We start from the raw sequence: 16,301 nt of genomic DNA, 5'->3' as shown, positions 1-16,301 counted from the left end.
ATTCTACTGGGGGTAGAGAATGGATACCGTGTCAGCACCATCAGCAAAGCAGTCTTCCCAGCAGCCCGCAGCCGGGGAGCCGCTGCGTCCTGCCGCGATTACGGCCGAGGGCATCGGCAAGCTGTGGCTCCTGGCCGCAGCCGCCGTTGTCGTCCTTGCCCTCGTCGCCGCCCTGGTCTATTCCGGGGCCGCAGCTACCCGCCAGCTCTCGGACCCCGGGGCGCTCACGCGCTGGGGTCTGCCTGCGGCGAAAGCTGTCCATAACCTCGCATTGGCCGCCGTGATCGGCTCTCTGGTGTTCGCCGTGGCTATCGTGCCCAAACGCCTGCACCGCTCGCGGAAATCCGATCATCAGGACGACAGTCCCGAGCACCCGGCGTTCACCCGCGTGCTGGCCCTTGCCGCAGGCGCAGCAATTGTGTGGACGCTGGCCGCCGTCGCTGTTCTCGTGCTGTCCTTCTCCGACATCTCCGGGCTGCCGTTGAGCGGAGACGCCGGGTACACCTCGGCGCTGGTCGGTTACATGACGGACATCGCCACCGGGCAGGCCTGGCTCGCCATTACGATCGTCGCCGCCATCGTGGCCACCCTGATCTTCGGCGTCCGCTCGCTGACCGGACTGGCATTCACGCTGGTGCTGGCCACCGTAGGCGGCCTGCTGCCCATGGCACTGACCGGACACTCTGCGGGCGGCGACGACCACTATGGAGCGGTCAACTCCATCGGCCTGCACCTGCTGGGAGTCTGCCTGTGGGTGGGCGGGCTGATTGCCCTTGCCTTCCTGTCCGGCACGCTTGGCTCCAAGGACATCACCAAACACGTGCTCAAACGCTATTCGGCGTTGGCACTGATCAGTTTCTTCCTGGTCTTCTTCTCCGGCCTGATCAATGCGGGTATCCGGATCACGTCCCTGGACCAGATCGCCAGCGAGTACGGTGCCCTCGTGGTCTTCAAGACGCTGGCAACGCTGCTGCTGTGTGCAATCGGCTTCATGCACCGGCAATGGATCGTGCCGCAGCTGGGCACCAAATCAGCGGCCCGGGTCCTGTGGCAGCTGATCGCCGTCGAACTGCTGATCATGGGCGCCATCTCGGGCGTGGCTGTCGCGCTGGCCCGGACCGCGCCACCGACCCCGGAGGAACTGCCGCCGGACGCATCGCCAGCCCGCATCCTGACCGGCTACGAATTGCCGCCCGAGCTCACCGGTTCCGCATGGATCACCACCTGGCGCTGGGACTGGCTCTGGGTGGCCTTCACCTTGATTGTGGGCATCGCCTACCTGATCGGCGTGGTGCGGATCCGCCGGCGCGGGGACTCCTGGCCGATTGCCCGTGCTGCCAGCTGGATTGTGGGTCTGCTGGCGCTGACCTACGTTACCTCCGGTGCGCCGGCGGTCTATGGCATGGTGCTTTTCAGCGCCCACATGCTGGACCATATGGCGCTGACCATGGTGGTGCCGCTGTTCCTGGTGCTGGGCGCGCCGGTGACGCTGGCGCTGAAGGCCCTGCCGCCACGGCAGGACGGCAGCCGGGGGCCGCGCGAATGGATCCTGTGGCTGGTCCACTCGACCTACTCCAAGGTCATCACGCACCCGCTTTTTGCGGCCGCTAACTTCGCTGGCTCCATCATCATCTTCTACTACTCGCCGGCCTTCGGCTTCGCCCTGCACGAGCATGTGGGGCACGAGTTGATGAATGTCCACTTCCTGCTGACCGGCTACCTGTTTATCCTGTCGATGATCGGCCAGGATCCGGTGCCGTACCGTGCGCCGTTCCCGCTGCGGCTGATCCTGCTCTTCGCGACTATGGCCTTCCACGCGTTCTTCGGTGTTGCCCTGACGAGCTCGACGTCGCTGCTGCAGGCCTCTTGGTTCGGCAGCATGGGCCGGGACTGGGGACTTTCGGCTATGGAAGACCAGCGGCTGGGCGGCGCCATCATGTGGGGAGTCGGCGAAATACCGACGCTCTGCGTGGCCATCGGCGTGGCCCTGATGTGGTCACGAACGGACGCACGGGAAACAAAGCGTAAAGATCGGGCAGCTGACAGGAATAAGGATGCGGAGCTGGCCGCTTATAACGATATGTTTGCCAGACTGGCACAGCGGGACGAGCAGGTAGCACGCACCCCGTCCCAGGCCCCCACAGATTCCAGCCGGAACCAAGGAGATACCCCATGACCGAGGCAGCCGAGACGTCCATCCGCACCAATTACCGGGTGCGGGCGTCCGAACTGGTGGGCCGCAACTGGCTCAATACCGGCGGCAAACAGCTGGGACTGGAGGATCTGCGCGGCAAAATTGTGTTGCTCGACTTCTGGACTTTCTGCTGCATCAACTGCCTGCATGTGCTGGATGAACTGCGGCCGCTGGAGGAGAAGTACCGGGACGTGCTCGTCACCGTGGGCGTGCACTCGCCCAAGTTCGAACACGAGGCGGATCCGGTGGCCCTGGCCGCCGCCGTCGAACGCTACGAAATCCACCACCCGGTGCTGGATGACCCTGAGCTGGACACCTGGCAGGCGTATTCCGCCCGCGCCTGGCCCACGCTGGTGGTCGTCGACCCGGAAGGCTACATCGTGGCCCACCTGTCCGGCGAAGGCCATGCCGGCGGGCTCGAGTCCCTGGTCGAAGAGCTGATCGCCGAACACGAAGCCAAGGGCACCCTGCACCGCGGCGACGGCCCCTACGTACCGGCCGAAACCACCGCCGGTGTCCTGCGCTTCCCGGGCAAGCTTGTCCCGCTGCCGGACGGTGTTGGTTCCGCCGGCGAAACCTTCCTGGTTTCGGATACCGGGCACCACCGGCTGGTAGAGCTGGCGGCGGACCTGGACACCGTGCTGAACATCTACGGCTCGGGGGAGAAGGGCTGGCAGGATGGCTCCGCTGAGGCTGCGCGCTTCAACGAGCCCCAAGGCCTGGCGCTGCTGCCCGAGGACGTACGCGCAAAGGCCGGGTACGACGTCGTTATCGCCGACTCTGTTAACCACCGTTTGCGGGGACTTACCTTGGCTACCGGCGCCGTGGCCACCCTTGCTGGCAACGGTGTCCAGCGCCTGCTGGATGCGGAAAACCAGCGTGCCGCCGCGTCCCAGGCCGAGGCAGGCCCGGGCTCCGTGGCGGACGAGGCCGCCTCGGGCGAAGACCTCGGCGAGGAGCTCGCGGAGGCCCTCGCCACCGCTTCCTCCTCGCTGGGGGATGACCCGCTGGCCGTCTCGCTCAGTTCGCCCTGGGACGTGTTGTGGTCCACCGCGCTGAACAAGGTGGTGGTGGCCATGGCTGGCGTGCACCAGATCTTCTCCTTCGATCCGGCCAACGGGCAGGTGGCCGTACTGGCCGGCACCGGACTGGAAGGACTGCAGGACGGTGAGGCTACCGCAGCATGGTTCGCACAGTCCTCCGGGCTCGCCCAGGACGCCAACGGCAGCATCTGGGTCGCCGACTCCGAGACCTCCGCGCTGCGCGTTATCTCGTTCTCCGAGGTCAACGGCAGCGAGCGGGTGCAGGTGCAGACCGCCATCGGTACCGGCCTGTTCGACTTCGGCTTCCGCGACGGCGACGCCGCCGACGCACGGCTGCAGCATCCGCTGGGCGTGACCGTGCTTCCGGACGGCTCCGTGGCCGTGGCCGACACCTACAACGGCGCGGTCCGCCGCTACGATCCGGCCACCGGGACCGTTTCCACGCTGGCCCGCGGGTTCGCCGAGCCCTCCGACGTGCTGATGGACACCTCCGCGGTGGCGGACGGGGGAGAGCCCCTGCTCATCGTGGTTGAAGCCAACAAGCACCAGCTTGTCCGTATCCCGCTTCCCAAGGAAGCGCTGACCGTGGACGAGGGCGCCTCGCAGACGCAGCGCCCGAAGACCGAGGTTTCGGCTGGTCCGCTGGCACTGACCGTGCGGTTTGCCGCGCCCAAGGGGCAGAAGCTCGATGACCGCTGGGGCGATCCCACCCAGCTGAAGATCTCCTCCTCGCCGGAGAACCTGCTGGTTTCCGGCGGCGGCACCTCGGTAGGCCTGATCCGCGAACTGGTACTGGCCGAGGACGTTCCCGAAGGCGTCCTGCACATCACCGCCCGCGCGGCGGCCTGCGACGGCGAGCCCGGGGGCGAGATTCCCGACCACGCGGCTTGCCACCTGTACCAGCAGGACTGGGGCATTCCCGTAGTGCTGGGTAGCGGAAGCGGCGAGCTGACACTGGACCTGCGCGGACTGGACTAAAGAGAACGGTGCCGAGCGGCGCCCGGGGACTGCCTATGGTGGTACCGGGGCGCCGTCGTCGTTAGCAGGTTGCAGCAGCCCGATGGTCCAAGGCCGGCCTACGCCGTGAGGCGGGGCCGGTGGCGTCTAGCGGCTCAGTACTCCACAACGGGGGTGAGCGTGACGTTGCCGTCATTGACGGCGAGGCTGCCGGTGAAGGTGAAGTCCTGCTCCAGCTCGCGCGGGACGGCCTGGCCTGTGAAGAGGTCGATCTCCACCACATTGAGCTTCGCAGTCCCGGACAGCGGTTTCATGATCCACGTGCCGTTGCTGGGCTCGATCGTCACCTCGGGGTAGTCCACAATGTCCCAGTTGATGCTGTCGTCCTGGACGCGGTTCATCGCTTGGCTGAAGGGGCAGCCGGCCGGCTGCAGCACCTTCTGCTCGGCGCAGCCGTCAAGGAAGCCGCGGACCTGCGCCGTGACTTCTTCCACCAGCTTGGGCGTGGCCTGCGTGGACAAGGACAGCCGCGCCTCGGCGGCCTCGGCCGGTTCGGTCACCACGGACTCCACGGCGGGCGCGGCAAAAAACTGGCTGGTGTAGTGCGCTTCGAAGGTGCCGGGCACAAACACCGAAAACTCGCCCTTGCCGTCCGGCAGGGCAACGCGCGTGCCGTTGAGCGACGCCTCGTCCTCGTTGACCACGCTGATGTCGAGGGTGGGAAGCGTGGTGGGAACAAAGGCCCACTGGTTGAAGAACAGCCAGCTGGTTCCGGACTTTTCCAGCTCGAAGGACGTGGTGTGCTCGGTCCCGTCGATCGTGTAGCGGACGGGCAGTTCCACCCGGTTGCTGTCGATCTCCACGGGCTCGCCTATTTCGAGCTCCTCCAGCTCAGCCACGGACTGCTTGAGCGCGGGGCCGTCCAACAAAGCCGCGTTGGCATCCGGAACGGTGGCGTGCAACAGCCCCAGCGCCTTGGCCCCGTCGCCGTCCCGCAAGGCGTCGATATACGCGCGGACCTGATGCTGAGGACTGTAGACGTTGGCATTAACCAGGACTACAGTCAGCACGGCGGCGGCTATGGCAAGCATTAAACAGAGCAGCCATGCAGCCACCGTCTTGAGCACCGTCGAATTTCCCACGCTCTTACGTTACCTGTTGACGGGGCATGAACCTTGACCGCTGTTAGCTACGTTACGCCCCGTCGATGCAGGGCAACTACCAACGACGACGACGGCGCCGCGTGCCGAAGAGCCCGCGGACCAGTTCCCGTCCCAGGACAGTAGCCGCCTCGACGGCCACGTCCTTGATCAGATCCGCCGTATCGTCCTTCTTGCCCGGCTTCCCGGAATGTCCCTGGGTGTGCCGTTCCGGAGTGCTGCGTTCAGGAGGTTGCCGCTCCGGATTGCGCCGCTCAGGGGCGGACTGCCCCGGTCCGGGCCTACGGGATTCGCGGTGCTCAGGCTGCCGCTGCTGTCCCGCTCCGGGCATAGGCCGCCAATCCGGCAGCGGCGCCGGCGTTCTGGTTGCCTGGCGGCTGGACGGCCGGCCGAGGATGGCCTCCTCAATCCGCCGCGCTTCGGCGTCGATATCGGCTTGCGTCCGCGGGACGGAGCCGCCATTAATACCAGTGCCGCCGCTGGTGCCGGAGCCATCAGCGCCGGTCGCCCCGGCCTCGATGCCGAAGTCCTTCCCGGCGCTGCCGGGTCCGCCGTCGTGGGTAGGAGCGGGCGTACCGCTGAGCTTTTCGAAGGCGGAGTGGCTGTCCACCGTCGGCGCATAGACGGGCAGCAGCGGCGATTCCCGTACGATGCTGTCTACTGTTGCGGCCGGCGAGGGGCCGATGGTGGATTCCGGCGCACAGATCCTGGTCCAGGCAACAGGCGACGGAGCACCTCGTTCAGTCATCACCGTGACCACGGCCTCCCCGGTGCCGGCATTGGTCAGCACTTCCTCCAGGTCATAGGCGCTGGTGGGGAAGGTGGACACAGTGGCCCTGAGCGCTTTGGCATCGTCGGGCGTGAACGCGCGCAGGGCATGCTGGATCCGGTTTGCCAGCTGGCCAAGTACCTCGGACGGCACATCCTTGGGCGCCTGCGTGACGAAGAAGATGCCTACACCCTTGGACCGGATCAGCCGAACGGTGGTCGTGATGGATTCGAGGAACGCGTCCGAGGCGTTGCGGAAGAGCAGATGCGCCTCATCGAGGAAGAACACCAGCTTGGGCTTCTCGGCGTCCCCGACCTCGGGCAGTTCCGCGAAGAGGTCCGCGATCAGCCACATCAGGAACGTGGAGAAAAGCGCGGGTCGCGCCAGCAGGGTCGGCAGTTCCAGGCAGGAGATGACACCGCGGCCGTCCTCAGCCAACCGCAGGAACTCCGCAGAGTCGAACTCGGTTTCGCCGAAGAACTTGTCCATGCCCTGCGCTTCGAGCATGACAAGTTCGCGCAGGATGACGCCGGCGGTGGATCTGGACAGGCCGCCCAGGGCCTCCAGCGAGTCCTTGCCTTCATCCGAGGTGAGGAAGGAGATTACGGCGCGTAGATCCGCCAGGTTATAAAGCTCCAGATCGTTCTTGTCCGCGTAATAGAAGACCAGTTGGAGGCTGGACTCCTGCGTTTCGTTCAAGCCCATCACCCGGGCCAGCAGCAGCGGCCCGAAATCGGAAATCCTGGCCCGCACGGGCACTCCCTTGCCGTCGCCGCCCAGGGAGAAGTATTCCACCGGGAAGGACCTGGCGTTCCAGTCCTGGCCGACGCTTTGCGCGCGCGTGCGCAGTCTGTCGCTGCCGCCTGCCGGGGTGGAAAGGCCGGTCAGGTCCCCTTTGATATCGGCGAGGAAGACCGGCACGCCGTGGGCTGACAACTGCTCGGCCATGACTTGCAAGGTGACGGTCTTGCCGGTTCCCGTGGCGCCCGAGACCAGCCCGTGCCGGTTCATCATCGCGACCGGCAGCCGCACGGGCGCGTCCTGGTGGATTTCGCCGTCGAGCATTGCGGCGCCCAGGTGAAGGGCCGGGCCGTCGAAGGAGTAGCCCTTGCGGATCTTGTCCAGATGCCCGTCAGGGGGAGTCATCACCATGAACGCCAGCCTACACAGCGTGAGCACTCCAGAGGCATCTCGTTGCTGTCCTGTTGCACCCCTGGCTGCGCTGCCGGTCAGGCCAGCAGCGCCGCCAGTCCCATCATCGCCGGCACCGCGACTATCGTGGTCAGCAGGACGGTGTCCTTGGCAATGACGATGCCGTGCTCATAGCGCGGCGCGGTGACAAAGGCGTTCTGGGCAGTGGGCAAAGCGGCAAGCACGACGGCGGAAAACAGCAGGTGCCCCTCCATGCCCAAGGCGAAACGCGCCACTTACTACGCGACGGCCGGTTGCAGCACCAGTTTGAAAGCCGATCCGAGAACCACGTCGACCCGGCGTCCGCCGCCGGCCTGCAGCGGTTTGGACCCGTTAAGGGAAATGCGGAAAGCGATCAGCGTCGCCGGTACCGCCGCTCCGCCGATCAGCCGGATCGGCTCCATGACCAGTTCGGGCGGCTGCCAACCGGTGACCGCGAGCAGCAGGCCTATCCCTGTGCCGATAATCATCGGGTTGCGGACAATCTGGAACAAGAAGCTGAAGACGGTGGTCCGGTGCCGGCTGGTATTCGAATCCAGCAGCATCAGGAAAACCGACGAGAAGAAGGCCAGCTGGAAGATCAGTACCGGCGCCACCAAAGTCGCATCGCCGAGCACATAGGCGGCCACGGGCAGCCCCAGATTGGCCGAATACCAGCGAAGAACCGATCAGCGCATCGGAGAGGTCCCGTTTCAGCCATAGCCTGGCGGACAGCAGGAACACGATGGCCGTGACGACGGCGCTGACCGCTGCGACGCACGGCTGCCTTCGGGGCCGAGCACGTTGGCCCGCCCGGCCGCGAAGCCGGTCAGGATCACCACCCAGACAACGGAAAAGCCGGCGATGACACCCAGGACGGCGGCGGCACTGCGCCCCTACTTAATGGCGAACGGCGGGCGCATCAGGCCTTCGGTAAGAGCCTCGGCCGGATCCGTGCCCAGCTCGAGGATCTTGTTGGAGCCATCGACATGGACAACGGTGGGCACATAGGCCTTGGCTTCATCGGTGGTCATGTCCGCATACGTGATGAGGATGACGGTATCGCCCTCATGCACCAGGTGTGCAGCAGGGCCATTGATGCCCATGACCCCGGAGCCACGTTCGCCGGCGATGGTGTAGGTCTCCAACCGGGCGCCGTTGGTGACGTCCACAATGGAGACCAGCTCCCCCGGGAGGATGTCCGCGGCATCGAGCAGGTCGAGATCCACGGTGACGGAGCCGACATAGTGCAGATCGGCATGCGTGACCGTGGCGCGGTGGATCTTGGACTTAAACATTTTTCGGTTCATCGCTTTTAAGTTTAGCGGTAGCGGATCGAAAACCTACGGTGGGTTGCGGCCGGACCGGCACACCGGCCCCACTTGCTGGCCTGCGTCCGGGGCCCGGACTAGGGTAGACGAAACAGGAGCACAAGCCTGCCGTAGCCAAGCGGCGATGGTGGCCATCGAAGCAGGAGGCCCGCAAGATGAGCGAAGACAAGGTCCGGGAAAAGAACGACGACGGCACTCGCAGGGGGAGCGAAAACCCCCTGTGGCAGGAGCAAGTAGCGGAATCCGGCCGGCCGCCGGTGGACGAGGGGGACACGGCCGCACACACCACCGTGTTGAATACCGCCGGTGAAGGTGACCGGACCGCTGCCGGGAGCGGAGGCACGGAAACCAGGCCGCTTGACCGGTCAGCCGCACCGGCGGCCAGCACCAGCAGCACAGGCACATCCGGAAGCAACGACACGACGGTCCTTGGCACTCCCGATAGCTCCGGAAGCAACGACACGACCGTCCTGAACACTTCCGGCGTGGCGGCTGCTGCCCCGGCAGGACGGCGCATCAGCGCCGAACGGGCCTATACCGGTGACCAGGCCAGCACCGACGAACAGTCCGGCGGTGAATACCAGCCCCGGGATACCGACGCATACCGGCCCGTGACGCCGCTGGACCGCGAGGCCGTGTTCGTGCGGCAGCGTGACGCGTTCGGCGGAGTGAAGCTGGGCTCAGCGTTCTTCGGGTGGCTCAGTGCCACCGGCATGATCGTCCTGCTGCTCTCCATCGCCACGGGCATTACGGTTGCCTTTGGCTTCTCTGCCCTCAACGATCTCCAGAATCCGGAGGCGATTGCCTCCGGCGGCGGGGCCGCGGCTATCCCTGCCGCCATAGTCCTGGGCGTCATTCTGCTGCTGTCCTATTTTGCCGGCGGTTACGTTGCCGGGCGCATGGCGCGCTTTGATGGCGTCCGTCAGGGACTGGCGGTCTGGCTCTGGGGAATCGTGATGGCCGTCGTGGCCAGCGTCGTCGGCCTGGCAACGGGTGGGATGGACGTGATCAATTCGTTTACCGGCAACTCGGCCGTGTCTGCTGCGATCCAGGATCTGACGGTTCCGGGGCTGATTGCATTGGCAATCGTGCTGGTGCTGACGCTGGGCGGAGCTTTGCTGGGCGGGCTGGCTGGAATGCGCTTCCACCGCAAGGTGGACCGGGCCGGCTTCGGTCCGGACAACGAGTACTGAGCAGGCCGTTCGCGCCGGGGCCATAACCGGAGCCCCGGCCGCGGTTCCGCCCATCGTCCAAAGGGGCGGACGCGGGAAATTGGAGCGGGCGACGGGAATCGAACCCGCGTATCAAGCTTGGGAAGCTAGCGCTCTACCATTGAGCTACGCCCGCACGAGGACCGTCCAACAAACTGGACGATGATCCCGGTTGAAAACAACGAGATTCAGCTTACCCCAGCCTTGGCCAACTGCGGAACTGCGACATGCAGGCGGCCCAGCGGTTCAGGAAGCCTGTTGCTTTGTCGCTGCGTCCCGCTCCCGGGCGTCGGCGATTTCCTCGGCGCGCGCAGCGTTTGCTTCGTCGGTCAGGGCGGCTCCTGCCGCGGCGTCCCGGGTCAGGTTTTCGCCGGTTCCCGGATCGAACAGGTGGATCTTGCGGGTGTCCAGCCACAATTCGGCTGGCCGGCCGCCGCGGATCCGGCTGGCAGCGTCGAGGGTGACCACGATCTGCGGCCTGAGCTCATCGGCGTCCATCTCCCTAGCGAGGTTGTCCAGCAGGTCGCGGACCTCGGGATCCGGGTCGAACTTGATGTAGCCGTACTGTTCGTTGCCCAGCCATTCGGTGTGCGTCAGTTCCGCAGTGAAGGTGGAGCCTTGCTGGCGCTTGCTCTCGTCCACCATGCTGGCGTCTTCGAAGTATTCCGGGCGGATGCCCACCAGGACCACGCGTTTGCCCTCGGCTACCCGGACTTTCTCCTCCGAGACTTCGATGTCTCCGACGGGAGTCTTGAGCTTGTTGCCTTCCAGTGTTGCGGGCAGGAAGTTCATCGACGGCGAGCCGATGAAGCCGGCGACAAACAGGTTGACCGGCTGCTCGTACAGCTCGCGCGGCGAGGCGATCTGCTGCAGTTCGCCCTTCTTCAGCACCGCAACCCGGTCGCCCAAGGTCATGGCTTCGGTCTGGTCGTGGGTGACGTAGACGGAGGTAACCCCGAGCCGGCGCTGCATCTGGGAGATTTCGGAACGCATCTGGCCGCGGAGTTTCGCGTCCAGGTTGGAGAGCGGCTCATCGAACAGGAAGGCATCGGCCTGCCGCACGATGGCGCGGCCCATGGCCACCCGTTGCCGCTGGCCGCCGGAGAGGTTTCCCGGCTTGCGCTGCAGATGGTCCGTCAGCTCCAGTGTCTTGGCGGCCTCGGTCACCAACCGCTGGACCTCGGCCTCGCTGTGCCGTCCCTTGGCGAGCCGGAGCGGAAAGGCGATGTTTTCGAACACCGTCAGGTGCGGGTACAGGGCATAGTTCTGGAACACCATGGCCAGATTGCGGTCACGCGGTGCCTTCTCGTTCACACGCTTGCCATCGATCAGCAGGTCCCCGGAGGTAATGTCCTCCAGGCCCACGATCATCCTGAGCAGGGTGGACTTGCCGCAGCCGGAAGGGCCGACGAGGATGATGAACTCGCCGTCGGCTATATCGATGCTGACGTCGTTCACGGCAGGAAAGCCGTCCCCGTACTGCTTGACGAGGTTGTTCAAAGTAATCGAGGCCATGGTCGAATCCTTTTCTATGCGCAGCGGGTCAGCCCTTGACGGCGCCCTGGGTCAGGCCTGAGACAATCTGGCGCTGGAAGAGCAGCACCAGCAGGACAATCGGAATGGTCACAATGATGGCCGCCGCCGAGATGGCCCCGGTGGGTTCCTCGAACTGGGAGGCGCCGGTGAAGAAGGCCAGTGCCGCCGGTACCGGCCGGGCGGCCTCCGTCGAGGTCAGGGAGATGCCGTAGACGAAATCGTTCCAGGCGATGAAGAAGGCGATGATCGCCGTCGTAAATACGCCCGGCGCGGCCAGCGGGACGATCGCCTTGCGGAACGCCTGCCACGTGGTGGCGCCGTCGACTTGGGCAGCCTGCTCCAGCTCCCACGGAATCTGCCGGAAGAACGCCGCCAGCGTCCAGATGGAGATCGGCAGCGTCAGCGACAGGTAGGGGATGATCAGTCCGGGCCAAGTGTCATAGAGGCCGATGGTCCGCCAAAGGTTGAACAGCGGGGTCACGATTGAGATGACAGGGAAGATGGAGACCGCCAGCGCGGTGGTGAGGATCATCTTCTTGCCGGGGAAGTCCAGACGGGCAATCGCATAGGCGCACAAGGTGGCCAGAACGACGGCGATGAAGGTGGCGATGAGGGCGATGCCGATCGAGTTCCGCAGCGAACTGAGGAACAGGCCCTGGGCGTCGCCGACCAGAATCTGTTCGTAGTTGACTGTGCTCCATTCGGTGGGCAGGAACTTACCCGTGGTCAGGTCGCTGGGCTGCTTGAAGGAGGTCGCGAGGATGGAAGCCACCGGGAACAGTGCGTACAGCAGGACGAGCACGGAAATGACCGCCCACGTCACCTTTTCCTTGGTCGATGAATTCTTCATTACTTACTCCCTCGTGCGCCGGCAAGGTCGACCTTGAACAGCTTGATGGCTATGAAGCAGATCAGCAGAACACAGATAAACAGCAGGACGGAGACGGCCGAACCCATGCCGATCTCCAGCCGGCTGATGGACGTGCGGTAGGCAAGCAGGGACAGCACTTCCGTGCCGAATGCGCCGTTGGTCATGATGAACACATTGTCGAAAATGCGGAAGGCATCAAGTGCCCTGAAGAGCACCGCGACCATGATGGCCGCCTTCATGTTCGGCAGGATCACCCGGCTCATCCGTTCCCACCAGGTGGCGCCGTCGACCTCCGCTGCCTCCGTCAGTTCATCCGGGACCTGGGCCAGGCCGGCCAGCAGCAGCAGCGAAATGAAGGGCGTGGTCTTCCAGATTTCCGAGGCCATGATGACGAAGAGCGAGGTCCAGGTGCCCGCGAACCAGTTAAGATCCGGATCTATGCCAGGCACCCAGTCGAACCAGTTGTTGACGTAGCCGGAGTTGATGTCGAAGGCATAGAACCAGGCGAAGGCGGAGACCACCGTGATGATGCCGTAGGGCACCAGGATGGCGGTGCGCAGCAGTCCGCGGACGGATTTGAGCGCTTTGTGCATGACCAGCGCCAGCGCGAAGCCCAGGATCAGCTCAACGATGACGGTGATGACCGTGATCAGGAGCGTTACGCCCAGATCCCGCCACCAGACGAAGTCGGTCAGGATGACGCCGTAGTTGCCCAGGCCGATGAACTCCCGCTCCGACGGCGCGGTCAGGCGGTAGTTGAAGAGCGAGTCGTAGCCGGCCTGGACGATGGGGTAGGCCGTCACGGCCAGCATGACGACGAACGCCGGACCGGCGAGCAGCCAGCCCAGCCGCCGCTCGCCCTTGGCCCGTTCGCTGTAGGGCTGGGCTGCACGCTTGGCGGCTTTGGTGCCCGGGTTGCTTGATTTGACCGTGGTACTCACAGCAGGCTCTCCCCTCGGAGTACTGCAAGGATGAATTCGGTAGTCTGCTCCGGTGTGGTTGCCGGATCGACGGATCTGGGCGGTGCCCAGTTCTGCTGCAGGCCGATGGAGACCTCGTTGTAGTAGGGGGTCTGCGGCCGCGGCGCGGAAAGTTCAAGGGATTCCCGGATGGTGTCGGCCATAGGGAAGGCCTCTTCGATCCGGGGGTCTTCGTAGGCTTCGGTGTTCGACGGCGGGTTGCCGTTGGTGATGAAATACTCGGCTTGGTTCTCGGGGGAGACGATGCACTCGATGGCCTGGTAGGCCAGGTCCGGGTGGTCGCTCGCGGCGCCGACGCCGAGGTTGATCCCGCCCAGCGGAGGCGCGGCCGGTTCGTTTGCGTTGACCCTGGGGTACAGCGTCCAGCCGATGTCCTCGATCAGTTCCGGATCCAGGGACCCTGCCTCAACGGCACTGTTGGTGGCTGGCCAGACGAAAGGCCAGTTCACCATGAACGAGCCTTTGTCGCCCTGGAACAGGATCATCGAGAAGTTCTCGTCCTGGGTGGCCAGGCCGGGACCGCCGAGCCCTTCCTTGCCGATGGTCGAAACGATTTCCGCGGCTTCCCGGCCGGCCTCGGAGACCAGGCCGAGCTCGATTTCCGCGGCGGGTGCCTCCGGGTTTTGGATGATTTGCCCGCCGCCGGACTCGATCAGCGCGTTGACCCAGACGGTCATTGATTCCCCGCGCTGGCCCTGCACGCCCAGGAACTTATCCTGGCTGGCCGCGGCGTCCATGATCTGCTGCCATGTCACGGGCTGGCTCATGTCCAGTCCGGCTGCTTCTGCCACCGACTTGCGGTACCACAGCAGCTGGGTGTTGGCCCAGAAGGGGACGGTGACCAGTTCGTCCTTCCACTGCGCACCGGCCAACGCGCCCTCGACCACGTTCTGGGTGGTCCGCTGTGCCACGTCGTCGGGCACCGGAGCCAGGAAGCCCGGCTCGGCGAGTTCGGGGATGAACGGCGGATCCAGGCTCATGATGTCAAGGGACGAGTCTCCGGCGGCGAGGCGGCGGGCCAGCTGTTCGCGCTGGGCGGCCGCGTCGTTGGGGAGCAGCGAGGTTTCTATGCGGTAAGCGCCGCCGGAATCGGCGGTGCATCTTTCGGCAATGGCGGCCTGGCCGCCGTCGTCGGGGTTGATATACCAGGTCAGCGTCGGCACGCTTTCCGCTTCGCTGCAGCCGCTTAAAAGCATGGCGCCCAGAGCCAGGGTTAATCCGGCCAGGGCGCGTGGTTTCTTACGGTTCCGGGGCTCAAACCTCTCGTGCTGTGGCATCGGTACTGCGCCTCCACATCCTTGTAGACGCTCAGACTGAATCCTCGGGGGAAGAGACGGTCCTAAGCAACCTTTCGATTTGACCATAAGCCCCAAAGTACGGCTTGCGCTACAAAGGGGCGACAAATTGGACGGAAATGGTACAGGATCGAGACATGATGCCCACCGCGGATGATCTGCGTGCCGTCGCTGATCACGTTCTCGACCACCTGGCCCGGCTGCAGGACTCTGCTTGGGAGCAACCTGCCCACCAACTGGAGTGGAGCTGCCGCGACAGTTCGTGAATTCATGGAATACTCTCCATGTCTCCACGCATTCACACGGATCCTTCAGGAAGGGGCCGTAACTAGCCGCACTGCGGGGCGGCGTCGGGAGCCGGTCTTCGGGTTCCCTGTCGAGCCTCTGGTAGGCGGTGCGCAGCCCCAGCGGGCCTTGAACGCATCGTCCAGCCGTTGGCGGACTGTCCCACGCTGTGACTTGGTTTTCGAGTCGCCTTGGGTATGCCAAGAACGTCTTGACAGAACGACTCGTGCACCGTTGATGTCGGCGTGGGTTTTCCTGTCGCAGAAGCGGCAGCGAAATTTGAGTCCCTTGCGGTTCCCGTCGTGGACGAGGCCGCAGGATGAGCATTCCCTGGAGGTGTAGGCGGCGTTGACCTCGATCACGTCGAGGCCGGTGTCTTCTTGCAGGGATGCCAACTTTTTCTTGATGGCGGCGCGGCCGAAGCGGGTGACCAGACGGTGCATGTCCCGGCTCATGCCGCCGCCCCTGGCGTCGAGTTTCTCGACGGCCAGGCCCTGGATGTCTTCGGTCGAGAGCTTGTTGAGGATGCGGTTGACCTCGTTGGTGATGTAGTCGCGCATGCGTCGCTGCAGATTCCGGTGCCGGCGGTTCGTCTTGGGCCGGATGCCCTGCCGTTGCAGGCTCTTGGCCAGTTCCAGCGCTTGCCGGTCCAGCTCCCTGAGGTGTGGCATGGCGCCGACGCCGAAGAGGCGGCCGTCGCTGGTCGCGAAAAGGGACTTCATCCCCCAGTCGAGGCCGAGGTACTCACCCTCGGGGCGTGGCTGCGCGAGCGGAGACTTCTTTTGAAGGACGAACTGGAGGGAGCCGTCCTTGAGGACGTTGAGCTGCACGAAGTCGGACACCTCGCCCGGTGCGTGGCGGAAGTGCCGGTGGGCTCTGAACGGTATGCGTGCGACGTCTCCCTTCTTCAGTGTGGAGATGCGGAGCCAGTAATCGAAGGAGCTGTCCTTCGAGGATTCCACCTGGGCTATGGTGCCGTCCATGAGCATCGTGTTCACCCGGGACAGGTCCGGCAACGAAACAGCATGCCTGCTGACCTGCTTGACCATATGGCGGCAGAGCCTGAGCAGTTCGGCAGGTACCGGAAGTTCCTTCGCGGCCCAGCCCTTGCCGGGCTTGCCGTCACTGTGCCGGACTTCGCCCGTTGCGGTGTTGACCAGGATCGGGAGACTGAGTTCCTTCGCGTACCATGCCTTGCGGGCGTTCACCCGGTAGAGGATGGTGCGAGCCTCGTCGTCGAGCCGGGAGCCGCTGATCAGTTCCCGAACGGCGTTCTTGACCAGGCCGGTCCACGAGTTCATGGCCTGGAACGTCTGGTTGTAAACGGACTTGACCTGCCGGGCGGACAGCTCGGTCGTGAAGCTTAGGTCCCTGGCTTTTGTCGGCATCCGCTTCATCAGCGGCTTCCCGTCGAGGAGCTGCCGGTGCAGCTGGGACTGCATGCCTGCGAGAGCGGACCGCCACGGTCCCAGCAGCGCGTGGACGCGCGAGAGTTTTCC

Annotated in this window: 12 protein-coding genes, 1 tRNA gene and 1 pseudogene; 4 read left to right on the top strand and 10 right to left on the bottom strand. The window is 64.9% G+C overall.

The genetic code is table 11. The annotated features are described in order from the left end of the window. Window positions 1–19 precede the first annotated feature (19 nt). Window positions 20–2,176: a bifunctional copper resistance protein CopD/cytochrome c oxidase assembly protein gene (locus HGO92_RS13590; RefSeq protein WP_169995678.1), complete on the top strand. Its 2,157-nt coding sequence runs from the start codon at window positions 20–22 to the stop codon at window positions 2,174–2,176. Then, window positions 2,173–4,215 (top strand): NHL domain-containing thioredoxin family protein, encoded by a 2,043-nt coding sequence (locus HGO92_RS13585; RefSeq protein WP_169995676.1) that lies wholly within the window; start codon window positions 2,173–2,175, stop codon window positions 4,213–4,215. The genes HGO92_RS13590 and HGO92_RS13585 overlap by 4 nt, the downstream gene beginning before the upstream one ends. Window positions 4,216–4,349: 134 nt before the next feature. On the opposite strand, the gene HGO92_RS13580 is transcribed toward HGO92_RS13585, so the two are convergent. The 4 genes and pseudogenes from HGO92_RS13580 to panD all read right to left on the bottom strand — a co-directional run bounded on the left by HGO92_RS13580 (window position 4,350) and on the right by panD (window position 8,603). Continuing rightward, entirely contained in the window at window positions 4,350–5,336 is a 987-nt protein-coding gene (locus HGO92_RS13580) for a zinc ribbon domain-containing protein (RefSeq protein ID WP_346768957.1), read from the bottom strand. A gap of 76 nt (window positions 5,337–5,412) precedes the next feature. Next, complete coding sequence (locus HGO92_RS13575) at window positions 5,413–7,275, bottom strand: helicase HerA-like domain-containing protein (RefSeq protein ID WP_240974625.1); 1,863 nt, start codon at window positions 7,273–7,275, stop codon at window positions 5,413–5,415. A gap of 77 nt (window positions 7,276–7,352) precedes the next feature. Beyond that, window positions 7,353–8,168: pseudogene (locus HGO92_RS13570) on the bottom strand (AEC family transporter). Window positions 8,169–8,189: 21 nt separating this feature from the next. Beyond that, window positions 8,190–8,603, bottom strand: coding sequence for an aspartate 1-decarboxylase (panD, locus tag HGO92_RS13565; protein WP_205834492.1), 414 nt, complete (start codon window positions 8,601–8,603; stop codon window positions 8,190–8,192). A 176-nt stretch (window positions 8,604–8,779) separates the two neighbouring features. On the opposite strand from panD, the gene HGO92_RS13560 reads away from it, so the two are divergent. After that, on the top strand, window positions 8,780–9,817 hold the full coding sequence (locus HGO92_RS13560) for a YrzE family protein (protein WP_169995672.1): 1,038 nt from the start codon (window positions 8,780–8,782) through the stop codon (window positions 9,815–9,817). Between the two features lie 80 nt (window positions 9,818–9,897). On the opposite strand, the gene HGO92_RS13555 is transcribed toward HGO92_RS13560, so the two are convergent. The 5 genes from HGO92_RS13555 to HGO92_RS13535 form a co-directional block, all read right to left on the bottom strand. After that, a tRNA-Gly gene (locus HGO92_RS13555) sits at window positions 9,898–9,971 on the bottom strand. A gap of 110 nt (window positions 9,972–10,081) precedes the next feature. Next, a complete protein-coding gene (locus HGO92_RS13550; protein WP_169995670.1) occupies window positions 10,082–11,350 on the bottom strand; it encodes an ABC transporter ATP-binding protein in 1,269 nt (422 codons plus the stop codon). A 28-nt stretch (window positions 11,351–11,378) separates the two neighbouring features. Then, window positions 11,379–12,221 (bottom strand): carbohydrate ABC transporter permease, encoded by an 843-nt coding sequence (locus tag HGO92_RS13545; protein WP_169995668.1) that lies wholly within the window; start codon window positions 12,219–12,221, stop codon window positions 11,379–11,381. Further along, on the bottom strand, window positions 12,221–13,183 hold the full coding sequence (locus HGO92_RS13540; RefSeq protein ID WP_169995666.1) for an ABC transporter permease subunit: 963 nt from the start codon (window positions 13,181–13,183) through the stop codon (window positions 12,221–12,223). The genes HGO92_RS13545 and HGO92_RS13540 overlap by 1 nt, the downstream gene beginning before the upstream one ends. Next, window positions 13,180–14,499: a sugar ABC transporter substrate-binding protein gene (locus tag HGO92_RS13535; protein ID WP_169995664.1), complete on the bottom strand. Its 1,320-nt coding sequence runs from the start codon at window positions 14,497–14,499 to the stop codon at window positions 13,180–13,182. The genes HGO92_RS13540 and HGO92_RS13535 overlap by 4 nt, the downstream gene beginning before the upstream one ends. Window positions 14,500–14,654: 155 nt before the next feature. Here HGO92_RS13535 and HGO92_RS24260 point away from each other — a divergent pair, with 155 nt between their 5' ends. After that, a complete protein-coding gene (locus tag HGO92_RS24260) occupies window positions 14,655–14,783 on the top strand; it encodes a hypothetical protein (RefSeq protein WP_277351900.1) in 129 nt (42 codons plus the stop codon). A gap of 45 nt (window positions 14,784–14,828) precedes the next feature. Here the strand turns inward: HGO92_RS24260 and HGO92_RS13530 are convergent. After that, on the bottom strand, window positions 14,829–16,301 hold a 1,473-nt coding region (locus HGO92_RS13530), incomplete at its 5' end, for a zinc ribbon domain-containing protein (protein ID WP_169995662.1).

It is taken from the genome of Crystallibacter degradans (genome assembly GCF_012952295.1).
GTDB classification, from domain to species: domain Bacteria; phylum Actinomycetota; class Actinomycetes; order Actinomycetales; family Micrococcaceae; genus Crystallibacter; species Crystallibacter degradans.
The sequence above is the reverse complement of the archived record's forward strand: the minus strand, read 5'-3'. Positions and strand labels throughout refer to the sequence as shown.